The sequence below is a fragment of the Paralcaligenes sp. KSB-10 genome (genome assembly GCF_021266465.1).
Classification (GTDB): Bacteria; Pseudomonadota; Gammaproteobacteria; order Burkholderiales; family Burkholderiaceae_B.
Window position 1 is genome coordinate 3,119,000 of the sequence record NZ_CP089848.1, and the last position, 16,919, is coordinate 3,135,918.

The window sequence follows — 16,919 nt, forward strand, 5'->3', positions numbered from 1 at the left end:
ATCCCACTTCGGAGCACCACGTGGAACAAAACGTCTCTCATTATCAACCGTCAGACGAAATCGATTTGCGCGATATCGCGCGAACGCTATGGGCCTCCAAGCTCTTGATTCTTCTTGTCACACTAGTTGTCACTTGTATTGCCGCAGTCTACGTTTTTTTCAGCACCCCGGTATATGAAACTTATGTCCAGACTCTCCCACCTACAGCCAGCGGCCTATCTGGCTACAACATAGGCAGCCAACTTACGGGGGTGGCCATTAGCGGTATAACTCAGACCAATTCGTCCGCCGCCCCCCCCAGCATAAAAGAACTGAGCATTAAAGAAGCCTATAACGATTTCTTGCAACATCTAACATCGAATACAGTGCGCCAACAATTTTTTGAGAACGTATATCTACCTGCGCAGCGCACGACAACTGATCAAATCAACAAAGACAAACTGAAGAAACAACTAGCGAAAGCGTTGGCCATAACTTTACCCACCAAACCAACAGACAATACGGTAAGGGTTAGTTTTGAAGGCACCAACCCTCAAACCATCGCGAATTGGGCGGATACGTATGTAGCGATGGCTATCAAAGCGACTCAGAAAGAACTCCTGAACGACTTGGCCGGAGAAGTCGCTTTACGCACACAAGGCATAGATGACCAAATTTCAACGTTGCGCAAAATCGCCTTGGTCGCGCGCCAAGATCGTATTACACGCCTGAAAGACGCTTTACAAGTGGCCAAATCAATCGGTTTAGAAGTGCCTGCCAACTCAGGAAACCTGGTGACCTCGTACACTGGGGAAACGACCTATTTACGCGGTGCCAAAGCGCTGCAAGCCGAGTTAGATGTTCTGGAAAAACGCAGCAACGACGACCCTTATATCGACAATCTACCCGATCTGCTAAAAAAGCGAGCGTTACTTAAGAGTATTGATCTAAACCCATCACATTTATCAGTGGCGACTATTGATCAAGCCGCCACTGTTCCTCAAGAACCTGTCAAGCCCAAAAAGCTCCTAGTATTAATTTTAGGAGTTATTTTAGGAAGCATATTAGGGGTTCTTATTGCCTTAATTCGGAAAATATCTAAGCGCCTCTAATGTATGCGAAAGTGGAGCCACTTTTCTTGCAGCCCTACTTATCTCGAAAAATGAAAAACAATACCGAAGCCATTACGTTTTCATAGGCTCGTATTCTGGAATCCAACGTTTCAATTCAATCCGAACTTGATCATCAGATACGGGCTCTGGTTCTGCAAGCCACTCTTGTATATAAGAGTAAAAGCCCTCTGGCACTGGACGTGAACGCGCAATGCGAAGTTTGGCATGAGGCGTTTCCAGCGTTTCTTCTGAATCAGCCAATAGTTCCTCATAAAGCTTTTCGCCTGGCCGCAGACCTGTAAATTCAATACGAATTTCGTCTTCATCAAACCCAGAAAGACGGATCATATTGCGTGCCATATCCACAATTTTAACTGGCTCACCCATATCCAAAACAAACACCTCTCCCCCGTTACCCATCGCTGCCGCTTGCAGCACCAACTGAGCAGCCTCTGGTATAGACATAAAGTAACGATTGATTTCAGGATGAGTGACGGTAACAGGGCCTCCATGAGCAATTTGTGCTTGAAACTTGGGTATGACACTTCCTGTGCTGCCTAATACATTGCCAAATCGCACCATCTGAAACCGTGTGCCCTGCCCCTGACAGTGCAATACCTCGCAAACCATTTCAGCCATACGTTTGGTAGCACCCATAACATTTGTTGGGTTCACCGCCTTGTCAGTAGAAATCAAAACAAAACGTTCCGCTCCAAAGCGCTGCGCACATAAAGCCACATTCAAGGTACCCAGCACATTATTGCGCACAGCTTGCCACGCGTTGCCAACCTCCATGAGCGGCACATGCTTATAAGCTGCCGCATGAAATACAACATCAGGTTTCCATGTAGTGAAAATCTGTGTCATGCGCTGGCTGTCCTTGACATCACCAGCCAACGGAATAATATTTATTTCAGGCCGATGCTCAGTAAACCACTGCTCGATCATGTATAGCGCAAATTCGCTAGCTTCAAATAACACGATACAGGCCGGTGAAAACCGTGACAGTTGTCGACACAACTCACTACCAATTGACCCGCCCGCACCGGTTACCAAGATCTGTTTACCCGTTAACATGGCTTGCACATGATCGTTATCAATATGTACCGACTCACGGCCAAGCAAATCTTGAATTCTGACGGGACGCATCATGTTGATGGCAACCCGCCCGCTCATTAATTCCCCTAGCCCAGGCACAGTGAACAAGTGTGCACCTGCTCGAGTAGCAATTTTGGTTACTCGCTGGAGATCTTCGGCTTTTGCCGACGGCATCGCCAAAATTACATGCTTGGCGCTATAACGCTCCAATATATCCGCCAGTTTTTCAGATCCCCCTTCCACTCGGCGGCCAGAAATCTCCAACCCCCACTTGGATCGATTATCGTCCATCAAGGCAACCACCTGCCAATCCGAACTTCTAGCCAGCTCGCGCACTAACATTGCCCCGGCCGTGCCCGCCCCAACAACCACAACAGGCTTACCCTTACCACGAACATCACCATACAGACGATGTTCCTTCCATATGCGCCAAGTTGCACGCCCACCGCCCATTATCAGCAAGAGCAATAAGGGATACAGCAAAATAATTGATCGAGGAATCGACACATAGTCGCGTGCGAACTCAGTAAATAACAACAACACGGTCGCCGAGACAAAAACAGCCTTTAATACTCGTTTTAAATCTGGGAGACTCGCAAACACCCACATTCCACGATACAAGGCAGCCCAGCGACATGCTATTAGTTGTGCGACCAGTAGTGGCAAAACCCCCCACCAAATGGAGTGTTCATATCCAACCGGCCAGTCAAAATTAAATCGAATTAAGAAAGCACCGATCCACGCGACGAATACGGCAGCCAAATCAAACAAAAAAACAAGGGCGGAGCGAAACCCGACGCTTATAACCATAACAATGGGCTATCCATTTAGACTAACTATTTGAGCGATTATGCAAACCCCATCAACCTTTGATGGAACCTAAAACAAATAACAGTCTGACTAATTGCATTTTAATCGGCGTTTAACTCGCTTAGCATGTCACAGGCCTTTCATTGCTAACCACCTAACACTATCTGCCAACGAATAAATCAAAAAACTGCATCAGATTGATTGCATAGAAGACTTCATACTATTTACTAATTTGTTGCTTTGGCCATTATTTCGTTCAATTCTTTACAAGTTTTATCAATTTCTTCTGTAGACAACGTAGGATGCACTAAAAACATCAAACTGTTCTCTCCTAATTCACGTGCCACAGGCAAGCGCTCAACGGGACGCCATCCCGTATTATCGAACGCTTTTTCAAGATATACCTCGGAACAAGAACCCGAATATGCCGGCACTCCGCGCTTATTCAATTCCAGCAAAATTCGGTCTCTAGACCACTCAGATTTCAGCAATTTGGGCTCCACAAACACGTAGCATTTGTACGCAGCGTGCTCGACTCCATCTGGCACAACAGGTACGCGTAGGCCCGCCAATGATTTTGCTGCATTCCATACTTTATTGCAGTTCTGTAAGCGCTTTTGATGCCATAGTGACATGCGTTTGATCTGCATACGGCCAATAACCGCTTGCATTTCGAGCATACGCCAATTCGTGCCAAAGCCTTCGTGCAACCATCTAAAACCGGGTGGATGCTGCTTGCTATGAACGGCATCCCACGACTTGCCATGATCCTTATAAGCCCACATGCTTTTCCATAAAGCCCGATCATTGGTAGTGACCATACCACCTTCGCCACCTGTGGTCATGATCTTGTCCTGGCAAAATGACCAAGCCCCAATATGGCCAATAGAGCCAACGGAACGGCCCTTGTAACGTGCACCGTGGGCCTGGGCACAATCTTCAATGACAAGCAAGCCGTGTTTGTCAGCCAAGGCCATGATCGGATCCATATCGCAAGGCCAGCCTGCCAAGTGCACGCAAATCACCGCGCGAGTACGCGGCGTCAGTACAGCACGAATCGTTTCAGCGGTGATATTCTGCGAATCTCGATCCACCTCCGCAAATACTGGTACCGCGCCGATGTTGACAATACATGACACTGAAGCCAAAAAGGTACGTGGCGTGACCACCACTTCATCTCCCCTCCCTATCCCAAGCGCATGTAAAGCCACATCTAGCGCCACCGTACCATTAACTAAAGCTACCGAATAACTAGTTCCCACCCAGAGTGAAAATTCCTTCTCAAACTCTCGACATTCTTGTCCTGTCCAATAATTTACCTTATTAGACAGAACCACATCACGAACAGCGTTAGCCTCTTCCTCAGTGAAAGACGGCCATGGCGAAAACGGACTATTTAACATCAAATTTTCCTAAATAAAATACTTCACTATGCCCGGACAACGAAGACAAGCATCACAGTGCATATCGAACTTCTTACCCCTCTCATACGGGTTGCTTTAGTTTTTAGAAAATAGCTTCGCCGGATTACCAACAACTGTCCCCCCTGCTGGTACATCTTTTGTTACTACAGCTCCCATCCCCACAATCGCGCCACGGCCAATCACCAGAGGTTTACCCGGCTGCCCTTGTTTGATTACCGCTCCAGCACCAATATATGCATGATCCTCGATCAATACGTTGCCATTACATTTCACTGCGGGAGCAAAAGTTACATAGTCACCAATTACGCAATCATGCGCTACATAGCTATATATATTTGCGTGAAAATAACGGCCTATCCGGATATTTGACGTAAGATTGACAAATGGACAAAGAATGACCCCATCACCTATTTGTACGTTATCTAGAACGATGACATTAGCAGCCATTACAGATAATGGTTGAACCCCATCATCCGAACAACGAGCTGTCAATTTTTCGCGCACTATACTATTCGCAATTGCAAACACCATATAGCGCCGACTAGCCTCCAAACTAAGAAATTCAGCATATGTCAATATGCGATGCCCGTTTATTGTGGCTACTTTTAGATTGTCGTCCACAAATAGCAACTGTGTCGCGGCTATCCCTTGCTGATGTAGTTGATCACGGACAAAGGGCATAACCTCACGCCCGAAACCACTTGCCCCATAAACGGCAAATACTGGCATATTCATTTATTCTCCTCAGATGACGACCCAGTAAACTTATGCATAGTCACTTGACCAGTAGCACTAATCCCCTCACGTATCAAAACCTTTCTTACAGTCAAAAATAGAATCTTTAAATCCAACCAAAATGATCGATTATCTACATACCACACATCTAGACTGAATTTTTCCTCCCAGCTCAGAACATTTCGACCATTTATCTGGGCCCACCCCGTTACTCCTGGACGAACCTCATGCCGTCGATATTGTTCCCGAGTGTACAAAGAAAGATACTCCATCAAGAGCGGGCGCGGACCGACCAGGCTCATATCCCCTTTCAATACGTTCCACAACTCGGGTAATTCATCGATACTGGTTGCGCGCAAAAAACGGCCAAACGATGTTAAGCGCTCTGAGTCAGGCAGGATATTACCTGCGGTATCACAAGCCTCAAGCATAGAGCGGAATTTGATCATCTTGAAGGGCTTTCCATTCAGGCCCGGGCGAACCTGCCGAAATAATACGGGTGAGCCCAATTTGCGACGAATCCGCCAAGCGATAAAAACCATCACTGGAGAAAACATAACTAGCGCAAGGCTGGATATAAGAATATCCAAAAACCGTTTCATGGCTTGAAGTCCTTCTCCGTCAAGCGTGCGAAAACTTTCCCAAAATGGGCAACACCGACGGCTAGCGACAGTTTTTCCTTATAAAACCGCCTGCCGTTTTCCGCCATTACGGCACGCTCATGATCGCCACATGCCATTAAGGCTGACGCCGCATCGGCAATAGAGGATGGGTTTTCAGATTCGGCTATTTTCCCACATGCGCCTTCGATAACCAGATTGGCGGCATCACCATCCACAGCCATCAAAATTGGCTTACCAACGGCCATATACGCTTGTGTCTTGGAAGGAATAGTGATTTTAAATAAAGGGTCCTTTTTAAGATGCACCAACAGCGCATCGGCCGCAGCAAGCAAACTACCCACTTCCGCCATAGGAACCGGTGGAATAAAAATAACATTCAAGAGTAATTTGTCTTTGGCCAGTTGCTTAAGCTTCTTAACCTCAAGCCCTCCACCCAAAAACACAAATACGACATTCGAGGCCTGTGCTTGCAGCAGCTCAGCAGCCTCCAGGACCGCGCTCAAGGCCTGTGCCTTACCCATATTTCCTGCGAATAAAATTCGAAACTTTTCATTCGAAGGAAATTCCATCGGTATGGAACCCGCAGGCATCGTCAACGCGTCTTCCGCGCACCAGTTGTAGATTACATCGATCTTGCTCTCAGGCACTCCCCGCTCAATCAGCAGGCGCCTAAAGCCAGGTGACAACACAACCAGCCGATCGACCTTACGATATACCCAACCGCAAACAGCAGATACAATCCTCAGCGCCTTCTCATTGGAAAACATGCCCGTGGCACGCAAAGTATCCGGCCACATATCCTGAATATCATATACAACCGGAATACGCCTAAAAAAACGTATTAGAGCTGCGGCGATTCCCACTGTCAGTGGGGGATGGTATGCATAAATAATTTGCGCGCGTTTAGCGAAAAACAAACCATAGAACAAGGCTGCCGTGGCAAAGCTCATGTAATTTAAAATACGCCCGATCGCTCCCGAGTCATGACCTGGGTAAAGAGGCACACGAGTTATATCCACCCCATCGATTTTCTCGCGCTGAAGCAGCCTTATTTTATAACCAGGATAAAGCTTGCCCTGCGGATAATTGGGGAAACCCGTAATAACCTCAACGTCAAAACCTTGCCGCACTAACTCACGCGCAAATACCAGTCCTTTAAAAGTAGGTTCGGGATCGAACCACTGAGTCAACAAAAGAACACGGGTAGCCACTTCTTCAATACCTCTTCCAAACTACACGGTTTACATAGTCCGTATAGCTGTGAATGATTCGAACCACTTTGTCGGAAACATTCGGCATACTGTAGTCGCCAACTTGGCGCAACAGACGTTCGGCACCACGCGGTTGATCTGCCAAAATGCTCAACGCCTGCATGACGCGCTCAACATCTAGCCCTACCATCATGACGGAAGCCTCTTCCATCCCCTCAGGGCGTTCATGCGCCTCGCGAATATTCAAAGCGGGAAAATTGAGGATTGAAGACTCCTCATTGATCGTGCCGCTGTCAGACAAAACAGCGCGAGAAGACATTTGCAGCTTGTTATAGTCTTTAAAGCCCAGCGGTTTAAGCAAATTCACCAGTGGGTGAAACTCCACACCAAGCGCATCGACACGTTTTTGAGTACGTGGATGTGTCGATACAATCACGGGCTGCCCATAGACTTGGGCAATAGTATTAAGCACATCAGTGAGCTTAGCAAAATTTTGATCCGAATCGATATTCTCTTCGCGATGCGCACTGACCACAAAAAACTCGCCCTCTTTTATATTCAAACGTCGCAATACATCAGAAGAATCGATCCCTTCGCGATAATGGCTCAACGTTTCAAACATAGGGCTACCAGTCTTGATAACCATATCGGGCGGCAAGCCTTCCCGCAACAAATACTCGCGCGCGATACTGCTGTATGTCAGATTGATATCAGCAGTGTGATCCACAATGCGGCGGTTGATTTCCTCGGGCACGCGCTGATCGAAACAACGATTCCCAGCCTCCATATGAAAAGTGGGGATTTTGCGGCGTTTTGCCGGAATCACAGCCATGCAGCTATTAGTGTCGCCCAATACCAACAACGCTTCGGGCCTGACCTCCGCCAATACTTGATCGACGGCAATAATCACTTTACCAATGGTCTCAGCACCACTTGCACCGGCAGCATTCAAAAAATGATCTGGCTTGCGTATGCCTAGGTCCTGAAAAAAAATTTCATTCAACTCATAGTCATAGTTCTGCCCTGTGTGCACCAGGACATGATCACAATATTGATCCAATGCCACCATGACACGAGATAACCGAATAATTTCCGGACGAGTTCCAACAACCGTCACTACTTTCAGTTTTTTCATTTTAAATTTGGCGCGCATAGGTATCAGGATGGGCACGGTCAAAGATTTCGTTGGCCCAAAGCATCACAACCATTTCATCTTCTCCCACATTGGTAATGTCGTGGGTCCAACCAGGTACGGTTTCTACTATTTCAGGCTTCTCGCCTGAAGTAAACAGCTCGTGATAGTCACCCGTAACAATATGGCGAAAACGAAAGCAGGCTTTACCTTTGATGACAAGGAACTTTTCTGTCTTGGAGTGATGATAGTGCCCGCCTCGCGTTATCCCGGCATGGGCAGTAAAAAAAGAAAACTGGCCGGAATCGCGAGTCTTGAGCATCTCGACAAATACACCACGCGGATCGCCATATTTAGGCACCTCGTAGGCAAAGCGGTCCGTCGGCAGATAACTGACATAAGTGGAATATAAAGCACGTACTAGACCCGTGCCAACGCTATCCGTCAACAAGGTGTCACGGCTATCGTGAAAAGCATGTAGTTGCGACGCCAGGCCCCCCACACTAATGGTGTATTGCGGCTCCACCTTAACAAAAGGATCACCAACTACCAGCCCCTCCATCACCGCCATAAACTGTGTAATGACATCGTCGATGTATACCAACGAAACCATGGCGGCCGGATCGTTGACCTGAATAGGGAGGTCGCGGGCAATGTTGTGACAAAATGTCGCAACAGCCGAGTTGTAGTTAGGACGAGCCCATTTACCGAACACATTGGGTAATCGAAACAAATGCACAGGCGAACCATGAGTCGTTGATAATTGCAACAACGCTTCTTCAGCCTCTCGCTTGCTGGCGCCATAGGGGTTACTCAGCTCCGCCTGTGTAGACGAGGTATATAAAACCGGCACAGGCTTGCCTTGGGCCGCGACTGCCTCGCACAGGACACGAGTCAGATTCGTATTGCCCAGCTTAAATTCTTCCGCATTTTGTGGCCGATTGACACCAGCTAAATGAAACACGAAATCCGATCTGGAAACCAAATCCCGCAATAGCGACACATCGTCTTCACGCGTAAAACGAAGCACCTCTATATCTTTGCGCTCAGCTAAATGGGCAACAAGATTCTTGCCAACAAATCCGTTGGCTCCTGTAACCAATACTTTCATTACTTACTCCTCGGGCGTCGCGTTTTCGCCGCGCTGAATGGCACGCATGAAGTCCAACTTGAGAAGCAGGCGCTCCATGCCATCAATATCCAAGCGCTCGGTATTGTGCGAATTGTAGTCTTCGCTACGGGAAATTCTTTCTTCCCCCTGTTCCACATATTTGCCGTAATTCAGATCGCGCAAGTCTGGAGGTACGCGAAAATACTCCCCCCGATCTTCCGCACAGGCCATTTCTTCGCGGCTAAGCAAGGCCTCGTACAGCTTTTCGCCATGACGTGTGCCGATTATCTGAATCGGGTGTTGCGGTTTTTTTAATATGCGAGTCAAGGCCCTAGCCAAAATCTCAACAGTTGCCGCCGGCGCTTTTTGCACAAAAAGATCACCATTATTGCCATGCTCGAAAGCATAAATCACCAAATCAACCGCATCCGCCAACGTCATCATGAAACGCGTCATATTAGGATCGGTGATGGTTAAGGCCTGCCCGACACGGATTTGCTCGATAAAAAGCGGTATCACCGAACCACGCGAGGCCATGACATTGCCATAACGGGTGCCGCAAATAACCGTTTTTCGGTCATCGACGTTACGAGACTTGGCCACCATGACCTTTTCCATCATAGCTTTGGAAATTCCCATGGCATTAATGGGGTACACCGCCTTATCAGTGCTTAGGCATACAACCCGCTTAACACCATTCAACACCGCCGCCTCAAGAACATTTTCGGTTCCCAGAACATTAGTCTTGACCGCTTCCATGGGATGAAACTCGCAAGAAGGAACTTGCTTAAGCGCAGCTGCGTGAAAAATATAATCTACACCGCGTGTTGCATTGAGCACGCTTTGATAATCACGAACGTCACCAATATAGAACTTCAGTTTCGAATTGACGTATCGTTTACGCATATCATCCTGCTTTTTTTCATCACGACTGAAGATACGAATTTCAGCGATATCCGTGTTAAGAAAGCGTTTAAGAACCGCATTACCAAAAGAACCTGTTCCGCCGGTGATAAGAAGATTATTACCACTAAACATTAATACCCCCTTTTCATCTCACCTATTAAGATGAGGTTAAAAATCTTATTTACGGGTGCGCTGAAAGGCCCAAAATATAAGCCAAAACAGAAACGAAAAATATGAGTCAAAAGTTTGTGTCAGTTGATTATTTGCAGGAATGTAAACCACAAGCAAACACAAAAATAAATAAACAAGAACAGCAGTATCGTTCTTCCCACATACAGCACTTCTCCACGCCGCGCCCCATAAAAAGCCTATGCCGCATATTACAAATGGCACAACTGGAAAACCAACATCGCTCGCTATCCATGGGAAGATGGTAGACCACTGAGATCTGTCATCCCATCCTACTGCCCTTTCCTTGTATAAATAACTACGTTCATAGATAGAATCATCAACCGCTTTTGTAAAAACATTAGTTAAAAAGGCAGAATGCCCTAAGCCAAAAGTTGAAGTGAAATCTTCATTGAGTGCAAGCGACAAGCCATAATACCCTTGAGACAAATACGCAGATATCATTTCTATGCCAAACATGCTCTTACGCTCAAACGAGCTCGCATTTGGATCATGAGCTGAACAAACAACTCCTTCGGCAATACAAAAAGCCTCTGTCCCTCCCATACGGGACTCTTTCCTATCAATAAAAAGTGACAACGCTGAAAGAAAGATAATACTCAACAACAATGGCCAGATAATAAATTGCGAGAGCTTAAAAGAAAGGCGGCCACGATTAACAATCCGTCTGCATATTACCAATATAATTGTAGCGAAAACAAAAAATACCAAATCCCCCGTTTCACGATCTGTTCCACGCATAAAAGAAAAAATCAATATGGCAAATAGATGCGCGCCAAGCAGAAAAACATCAATATAGTTTAATTTTTTCCAGTTTAAAATTCCAAGTGGAATTACACAAAAAACAAACGGAGCGAATAACCCACGAGCTAGCGCTACGTAGGCTCGGATACCTGATTCATTTGCCGCCAACGCCGCTAACATCTCGCCGTACGCAGTACCTTGATTACCTATAACACTAAAGATTTCCCATGGCCATTTGCCTGTATATGCATACGTGGAGGGAAAGAGCAATGCAACGCTAGCAACCGCTCCTAGTCGAAAGTAGAATTTCCAGGAGTCAAATGATTTCTGCTGCTCGCTTTTATACACTCCAAGCCAAAAACCTAATATCAGTGCCAAAAAGCATGAAGCCAAAAACAGAGAAAGCGTATCTGAATTCTTGATAGGCCAATCAAATGGCCCAACAAAGAATAATAAAACGGTAAACAGCAGATATGCTATGCCAATCATAATTGGCGCATATTTTATTTTTTTAAAAGCAATATTCATAATTTCTCAAGCAGCGCCTACCTAATCAGCCACTAATTGCAATAATCGCTTGGCTACGTGCTCAACCTCCATCTCACTCATAAACAAATGAGGGCCCTGTCTTTTCATAGACAGCATCTGCTTTTCATCATGAAGAAGACGTTCTATTTCAGCATATAGTTGATCTGGATGACCCGCCTCGACGCTCAAACCGACCCCTTTCGAAACTATATAGTCGCCATAATCAGTTGTTTTTTCTACTGAAGCCACAATCGGTAGCCCAGCCCTCAAATAATCGATTGTTTTCGACGGAAAACTCGGCACATCTACATTTCTTACCGTACACACAAGAGCAAGATCGCATGCTTTGATAACCTGAAGGTACTCAATGCGTGGAACGCGAGGGATCCATACTACGTTTGAATGGCCCTTCTCCAAATAATCCGTAAGCAACGACCCTAGTGGCCCACTACCAATCACGACAAAAACAATATTAGAGCACAACCGTTCACTTAAGTTGGCGGCAGCTAGAAGATCCTCCAGGCCCCGGCCTACAGCAAGCTGCCCACCGAAAACGGCTAAAGGCCGAATCTCTGGCAAACCATAGCGAGCACGAATCGCATCACGATCCACATCTGGAATCGAAGCCCCTCTTCCCCAGACAGGAAGGATCGCGACCTTCTGACGGCTTCTCAAGCGATAATGGCTGCGCAGGTAGTCAACGTTTCGCTGCGACATGCAGCCGATGGCGTCGAAACGGCGAATCAACAACTCCTCTGCCTTCTTCGCAATACTAAATACGAATCTCGAAGACAACAAACCTATCTGTTTATGGTGGTAAGGGAAAAAATCCCATTGGATAAGGAATTTTTTTTTGTGTCGCAATACCGCCATGGCAAGTATGGGAAACGCCATCGTGACAGATGGCGAAAACGTAATTACCAGATCCGGTTTCTCTTTCTTCAATTTTTGATGCAATTTTCGATAAGCCGCAAAAGACGAAAAAATCCACTTCATTGCCTTCGACACGAAAGGCACAGGGAACGACACATTTACCGCCGGAATCACGTTAACATCAACACCGCTTGTGGATTTGAAATCAGCGGCAGATCGACCAAAGGTAGCGCCCCAATCAACAACTATTACGCTAGTTTGATGGCCTTGATGCTGAAAGGCATCTGCAAGTTCATTAGTCAGCCACGCATCATTCTCGTCTAACGAAAATTTCGTGCAAAGTATTAGAATATTCATTTTTGTTGCATCTTCGCCCAAATGACCAAAGCCGAAACCATAGCAACTGTAGCTATAAAATACGTAGAAACATGAGCGTAAAAGGGAGCCATTCCTCCTGTCGAGCCTTCAAAGATCTTAAATGTCCCGAAAAGAAGAAGGCCCTGAGATGCTTCAAATACAAAGGCAATTTTGACAAGCCCCTTTGATATAAACATAAATGAAATTGCTGCAGCAGTTGTCCGGAGTAGATCACCTAACATCTGCGGTAGGAAATAATCTGCCATCGGCAGAAATGCCTGAGAAAAAAGTAACTTAATTACCCAATAACGAAATACATAAATACAGAAAAAACCGAATAATAAAGTCACTAAAAGCCACGATAAAATTACTCTTAATTCAGCCAAAGATTGGCGTATTTCAGCTAGCGCCGCTAGCCTCGGCAGTGCGTAATTAATTAATATAACACCGACAAACTGCATATATACGTCGGATATTTTTATAACGCCTTGCCACAACCCTGCTTGATTCCATCCAATATGTTGACCTATGGAATTCCGAATTAACATTTGCGCTACAGGCACGGAAATAGCTCCCATGAGCGTTAAGCTTGAAAATGAAAGCAAAAACCGCATTCTTTCAAAATCGAACCTCAGTTTGCAATATCGTAATAGGTGACGATGTTTACGAACCACAAAAAAAATTGCTACTATCCCTGTCAAGACGGGGGTCACAGTTACCCCATATGCTGCACCATGAAGCCCAGATAAGACAACAGCACCGGCAAGGATTATTGAACCTAATAGAGTGCCAATTATATTAATAGTAGCAAATAGACTACTATCGCCACGACTACTCGCCTCAGCTTGTATTAAAACACCGAAACCAATAAATACTTGCGATAATGATAAAAATATAATCACCGTCGCAAAATTTCCACCTAAAAATCCTTTGGATATTGCAGGAGAAAACATAATCAACATGGATGCAATTACTGTCGCAAATAGAACAGCCAGCGTGAATGCCGTTGATACCCAAATACCACCTTCCCGAGTGTTCGCCGGGGATTGTGATAGAGCCTTGATTAATCCATTCCCAATGCCACCGCCTGCCAGCATTCCCGTGATGGCCACTAAAGTCATCAGTTGGCCCAAAAGCCCAAAACCATCAGGGCCAAGCTTCCAGGCCAAAAACTTAATCACGAAAAGCCCAGCTGCAATCTTGACAAGCGTGGAGGACGCAAAGTGCAATGCTGCTTTTAGCCTATGCAAACATCACTCCTCACAGGTGAATTGATATCGGGCAAAAACAAGCCAATCAAATTTTTATCTGGTGATTCTAGCGCACGTACACAGTAACTTCTCAAGTTTAGGAGTCTCTATAAATAGGAGCAGGTCTTTGTAGAAATTCCACTCACAAAAGATGCTATTTTGTGAAGAGGCTTACAGTACGATGAAAAGGAAGCCGACGAATCAGTCCGTACAAAGTAAAGGCACCAAGCAGAATCCAAATTATATGCCCTATAAAAGAGTATCGAACATAAGGTTGAAACTCAAATCGAACTCGCGAAGCCCCTTTAGGAACAATAGCGCCTTGAAATACGCCATTAACCTCTAACGTCTCCACCTGCTGCCATTGCGACGAGCGGTAAACCATGGCCTTCCAGTCTCGATAGAATTTTTGACTTAATATAAATATTGATGATGTTTTTTGTGGAGGGAAAACATACTCCTTCAAATCCCCTTTATCTTCAACAGGGGTGCATTTAAGATGGCTTACTGATTCCGGACCAGTAAAATTTACTTTCCCGTTGCCGCTCTTATCAAATGGAATATCCGCTAATATCGCCCCCCCCATTCGATTATTTACCTTGTATAACTGAACTCCTTGCACCGTCTCTAAATACGTTAAATTATCATGTTCCAATCGTTTGGGTGAAAGAATTAAAGCAATGTTACTCATCCAAAACATCGCACCGCCATAGTCTGGGGATAAAGAAGAGTTCCGGCCTCCCTTCCATTCCTTTGGCTCTCCCATAGTTTCAAGCCACGTTTGATAACGTTGAGATGCCAACGAGTTGGAATTATGTACGGTTGCAATCCCCAGTCTCGCGTTGAGATTGGGAGGAAGCAGCTTCAGACCATATCCTGGACTTTGTATCATGTACCGACCGCCCCCCGAAAGTCCCTCACGAATTGCATCTACTAAAGGAGAAGAATTTAGAATAGAAGTCGAGCTTTGCCTATACATTACAGGAAATGATGTAACAATTACCACCAAACTCAAGCCAAGGATCAGCGTAACTGGGCCGTACTTAATAGAAATACAAAACAAACCAAGCATAACGACCGTATAGAAAACCATTTCCCACCGCAAGGGTAAATCATAAGAATATGCATAATAAACACTCGCAAAAATGGAAGATATTGCCCCCACTGTTGCCATACCAAATAAAGTACGCCTAAACGATCTGGTTTTAAGCGACATCAGCACGTCGGCGCCATACATCGAAATAATAGCTAAAGGTAAAGTTGAAATTGCGATTGGTAATATCGGATTTAAATTAAAGCCAAGATATTTCACTCCAAACCCATACATTGAGTACGAAAAAGTTAATACTACACACAGAATAGTCCCGATCAGCCAAATATACGTCCGACGAAAGGCACCAAAAATACCTAATAATCCAAAAAAGACTATTAATACAGTAATCCTATAGCCATAAGAGGGGTATTTAAATAAACCGTCTGCGTAATTCCCAAAGAAATCTGGCTGAGTGACAAATACCATAAACCTGTAGGCATCAACCCAATAGTTCATTCCCTGAAGATACATAGTAAAAAAGCTAATACCCTTTACCCCCTGGTTGGAGTCAGCAACAACGCGTACGAGATCAACAAGAACAGGAACAGAAAGAATCGCACCTAAAGAAATTGCAGTGCAAAGCAGTACAATATCCTTCCATGCAAGAATAGTACGTCGCCGAAAAAGAAAAATAGAGAAGAAGGCTGCGATTATCCAAGCATGAAAAACTATGTATTGCGGATACGAGATTAGCGGTAAACTATAGATGGAGAAAGCCAGCACGAACCAACCTAGCATATCTTTTCTTTTAAGGAGTCGCACCCCTCCCCATAAAGCTCCTGCCGCCCAACACCATCCTCCTATATACATGGGAAATATAAGCCAAAGCAACATATTCGGTGATAAGCCGAATGCTACCCCTCCCACTAAACCGGCGAGAGGGTGCAAGCTATTCTCTCTGGCAAGAAGCACAATAAATAGTCCAGCCAAATACGCCATGGCCAAACTGAGAATAGTTATAAATACCCATGGATTTACGGTAAACCAAGAAATAACCCAACTGGGAAAATAAGCACGGCTGAACCCCGCCAAATGGCTTAGGGGGCGCCCGAGTTCATTTTGATCAGTCCAGAGACCGATCCATCCTGAACGCTTTCCCTGCAATTGTTGATAAACTTCTGGGACATAAAACGAGGGGTGATCTGTCAAACCCTTATGTTCAACACGAGTGCCAACGTCACAAGTACTTGGATAGCCGAAGTCTGAACACTGATTATATGGAGAAACCACATCACCCAAAAACAAAAATGGTGATGCGATGAACAAAAATAAAATGGTATAAATCAGAATAACGCAGCTATAGCTTTCGAAACATCCATTAAATCGCTTTAAATATGTAGCCGTCACACCTACCTCTTCTTAAATTATCGCAATCACCACAATGGTACAAAACTCAGCGTCCATTTACGTCGTAAACATTCTCAAGCGTACTTTTATTATCGATCCGATTCGCAGCCAAATAAAAACGCCAAACAACATCACCTAGCGTCAGGCAACTATTCCGGCTACGGTGGCTCCGACTAACAGCCACAATGTATATATAAAAGCCACAACTATGCCACCCACGCGGTCTCGTTCTGATCCAAACAACGTGACAAGGCCTATAATATCCGACTTATGGAAGTCACCTCGGAAAGCCGGGCAAATTAACGAATGACGGGGGCACAATGACAAGTTCAATACCACATATGGCATTACGCAAAGAACTTATTAGAGAAAAAAGCTACCAATCCTTCATCAAAAA

Annotated in this window: 13 protein-coding genes; 1 reads left to right on the top strand and 12 read right to left on the bottom strand. The window is 45.4% G+C overall.

The annotated features are described in order from the left end of the window. The first annotated feature begins 20 nt into the window (after nucleotides 1-20). Nucleotides 21-1,091 carry an LPS O-antigen chain length determinant protein WzzB gene (locus LSG25_RS14355; protein WP_232741593.1) on the top strand — a complete coding sequence of 357 codons (1,071 nt, stop codon included), beginning with the start codon at nucleotides 21-23 and terminating at the stop codon, nucleotides 1,089-1,091. Nucleotides 1,092-1,163: 72 nt separating this feature from the next. On the opposite strand, the gene LSG25_RS14360 is transcribed toward LSG25_RS14355, so the two are convergent. The 12 genes from LSG25_RS14360 to LSG25_RS14415 form a co-directional block, all read right to left on the bottom strand. Next, a complete protein-coding gene (locus tag LSG25_RS14360; protein ID WP_232741594.1) occupies nucleotides 1,164-2,999 on the bottom strand; it encodes a nucleoside-diphosphate sugar epimerase/dehydratase in 1,836 nt (611 codons plus the stop codon). Between the two features lie 227 nt (nucleotides 3,000-3,226). Continuing rightward, nucleotides 3,227-4,402 carry a DegT/DnrJ/EryC1/StrS aminotransferase family protein gene (locus LSG25_RS14365; protein ID WP_232741595.1) on the bottom strand — a complete coding sequence of 392 codons (1,176 nt, stop codon included), beginning with the start codon at nucleotides 4,400-4,402 and terminating at the stop codon, nucleotides 3,227-3,229. A 96-nt stretch (nucleotides 4,403-4,498) separates the two neighbouring features. Further along, on the bottom strand, nucleotides 4,499-5,152 hold the full coding sequence (locus LSG25_RS14370; RefSeq protein WP_232744706.1) for an acetyltransferase: 654 nt from the start codon (nucleotides 5,150-5,152) through the stop codon (nucleotides 4,499-4,501). A gap of 2 nt (nucleotides 5,153-5,154) precedes the next feature. Then, a complete protein-coding gene (locus tag LSG25_RS14375) occupies nucleotides 5,155-5,760 on the bottom strand; it encodes a sugar transferase (protein WP_232741596.1) in 606 nt (201 codons plus the stop codon). Beyond that, on the bottom strand, nucleotides 5,757-6,992 hold the full coding sequence (locus LSG25_RS14380) for a glycosyltransferase family 4 protein (protein WP_232741597.1): 1,236 nt from the start codon (nucleotides 6,990-6,992) through the stop codon (nucleotides 5,757-5,759). The genes LSG25_RS14375 and LSG25_RS14380 overlap by 4 nt, the downstream gene beginning before the upstream one ends. A gap of 4 nt (nucleotides 6,993-6,996) precedes the next feature. Continuing rightward, on the bottom strand, nucleotides 6,997-8,127 hold the full coding sequence (wecB, locus tag LSG25_RS14385; RefSeq protein WP_232741598.1) for a non-hydrolyzing UDP-N-acetylglucosamine 2-epimerase: 1,131 nt from the start codon (nucleotides 8,125-8,127) through the stop codon (nucleotides 6,997-6,999). Between the two features lies 1 nt (nucleotide 8,128). After that, nucleotides 8,129-9,235, bottom strand: coding sequence for a capsular polysaccharide biosynthesis protein CapF (locus LSG25_RS14390; RefSeq protein ID WP_232741599.1), 1,107 nt, complete (start codon nucleotides 9,233-9,235; stop codon nucleotides 8,129-8,131). A gap of 3 nt (nucleotides 9,236-9,238) precedes the next feature. Further along, nucleotides 9,239-10,273: a polysaccharide biosynthesis protein gene (locus LSG25_RS14395; protein WP_232741600.1), complete on the bottom strand. Its 1,035-nt coding sequence runs from the start codon at nucleotides 10,271-10,273 to the stop codon at nucleotides 9,239-9,241. 45 nt (nucleotides 10,274-10,318) lie between these two features. Next, the gene (locus tag LSG25_RS14400) at nucleotides 10,319-11,602 is read right to left on the bottom strand and encodes a hypothetical protein (protein ID WP_232741601.1); all 1,284 of its coding nucleotides are present in this window, start codon (nucleotides 11,600-11,602) and stop codon (nucleotides 10,319-10,321) included. A gap of 21 nt (nucleotides 11,603-11,623) precedes the next feature. Then, nucleotides 11,624-12,832, bottom strand: a complete 1,209-nt coding sequence (locus LSG25_RS14405; RefSeq protein WP_232741602.1) for a glycosyltransferase family 4 protein — start codon at nucleotides 12,830-12,832, stop codon at nucleotides 11,624-11,626. Continuing rightward, nucleotides 12,829-14,082 (bottom strand): O-antigen translocase, encoded by a 1,254-nt coding sequence (locus LSG25_RS14410; protein ID WP_232741603.1) that lies wholly within the window; start codon nucleotides 14,080-14,082, stop codon nucleotides 12,829-12,831. Before LSG25_RS14410 ends, LSG25_RS14405 begins: the two co-directional genes overlap by 4 nt. Before the next feature lie 154 nt (nucleotides 14,083-14,236). Next, a complete protein-coding gene (locus tag LSG25_RS14415; RefSeq protein WP_232741604.1) occupies nucleotides 14,237-16,522 on the bottom strand; it encodes a hypothetical protein in 2,286 nt (761 codons plus the stop codon). Nucleotides 16,523-16,919: the final 397 nt, after the last annotated feature.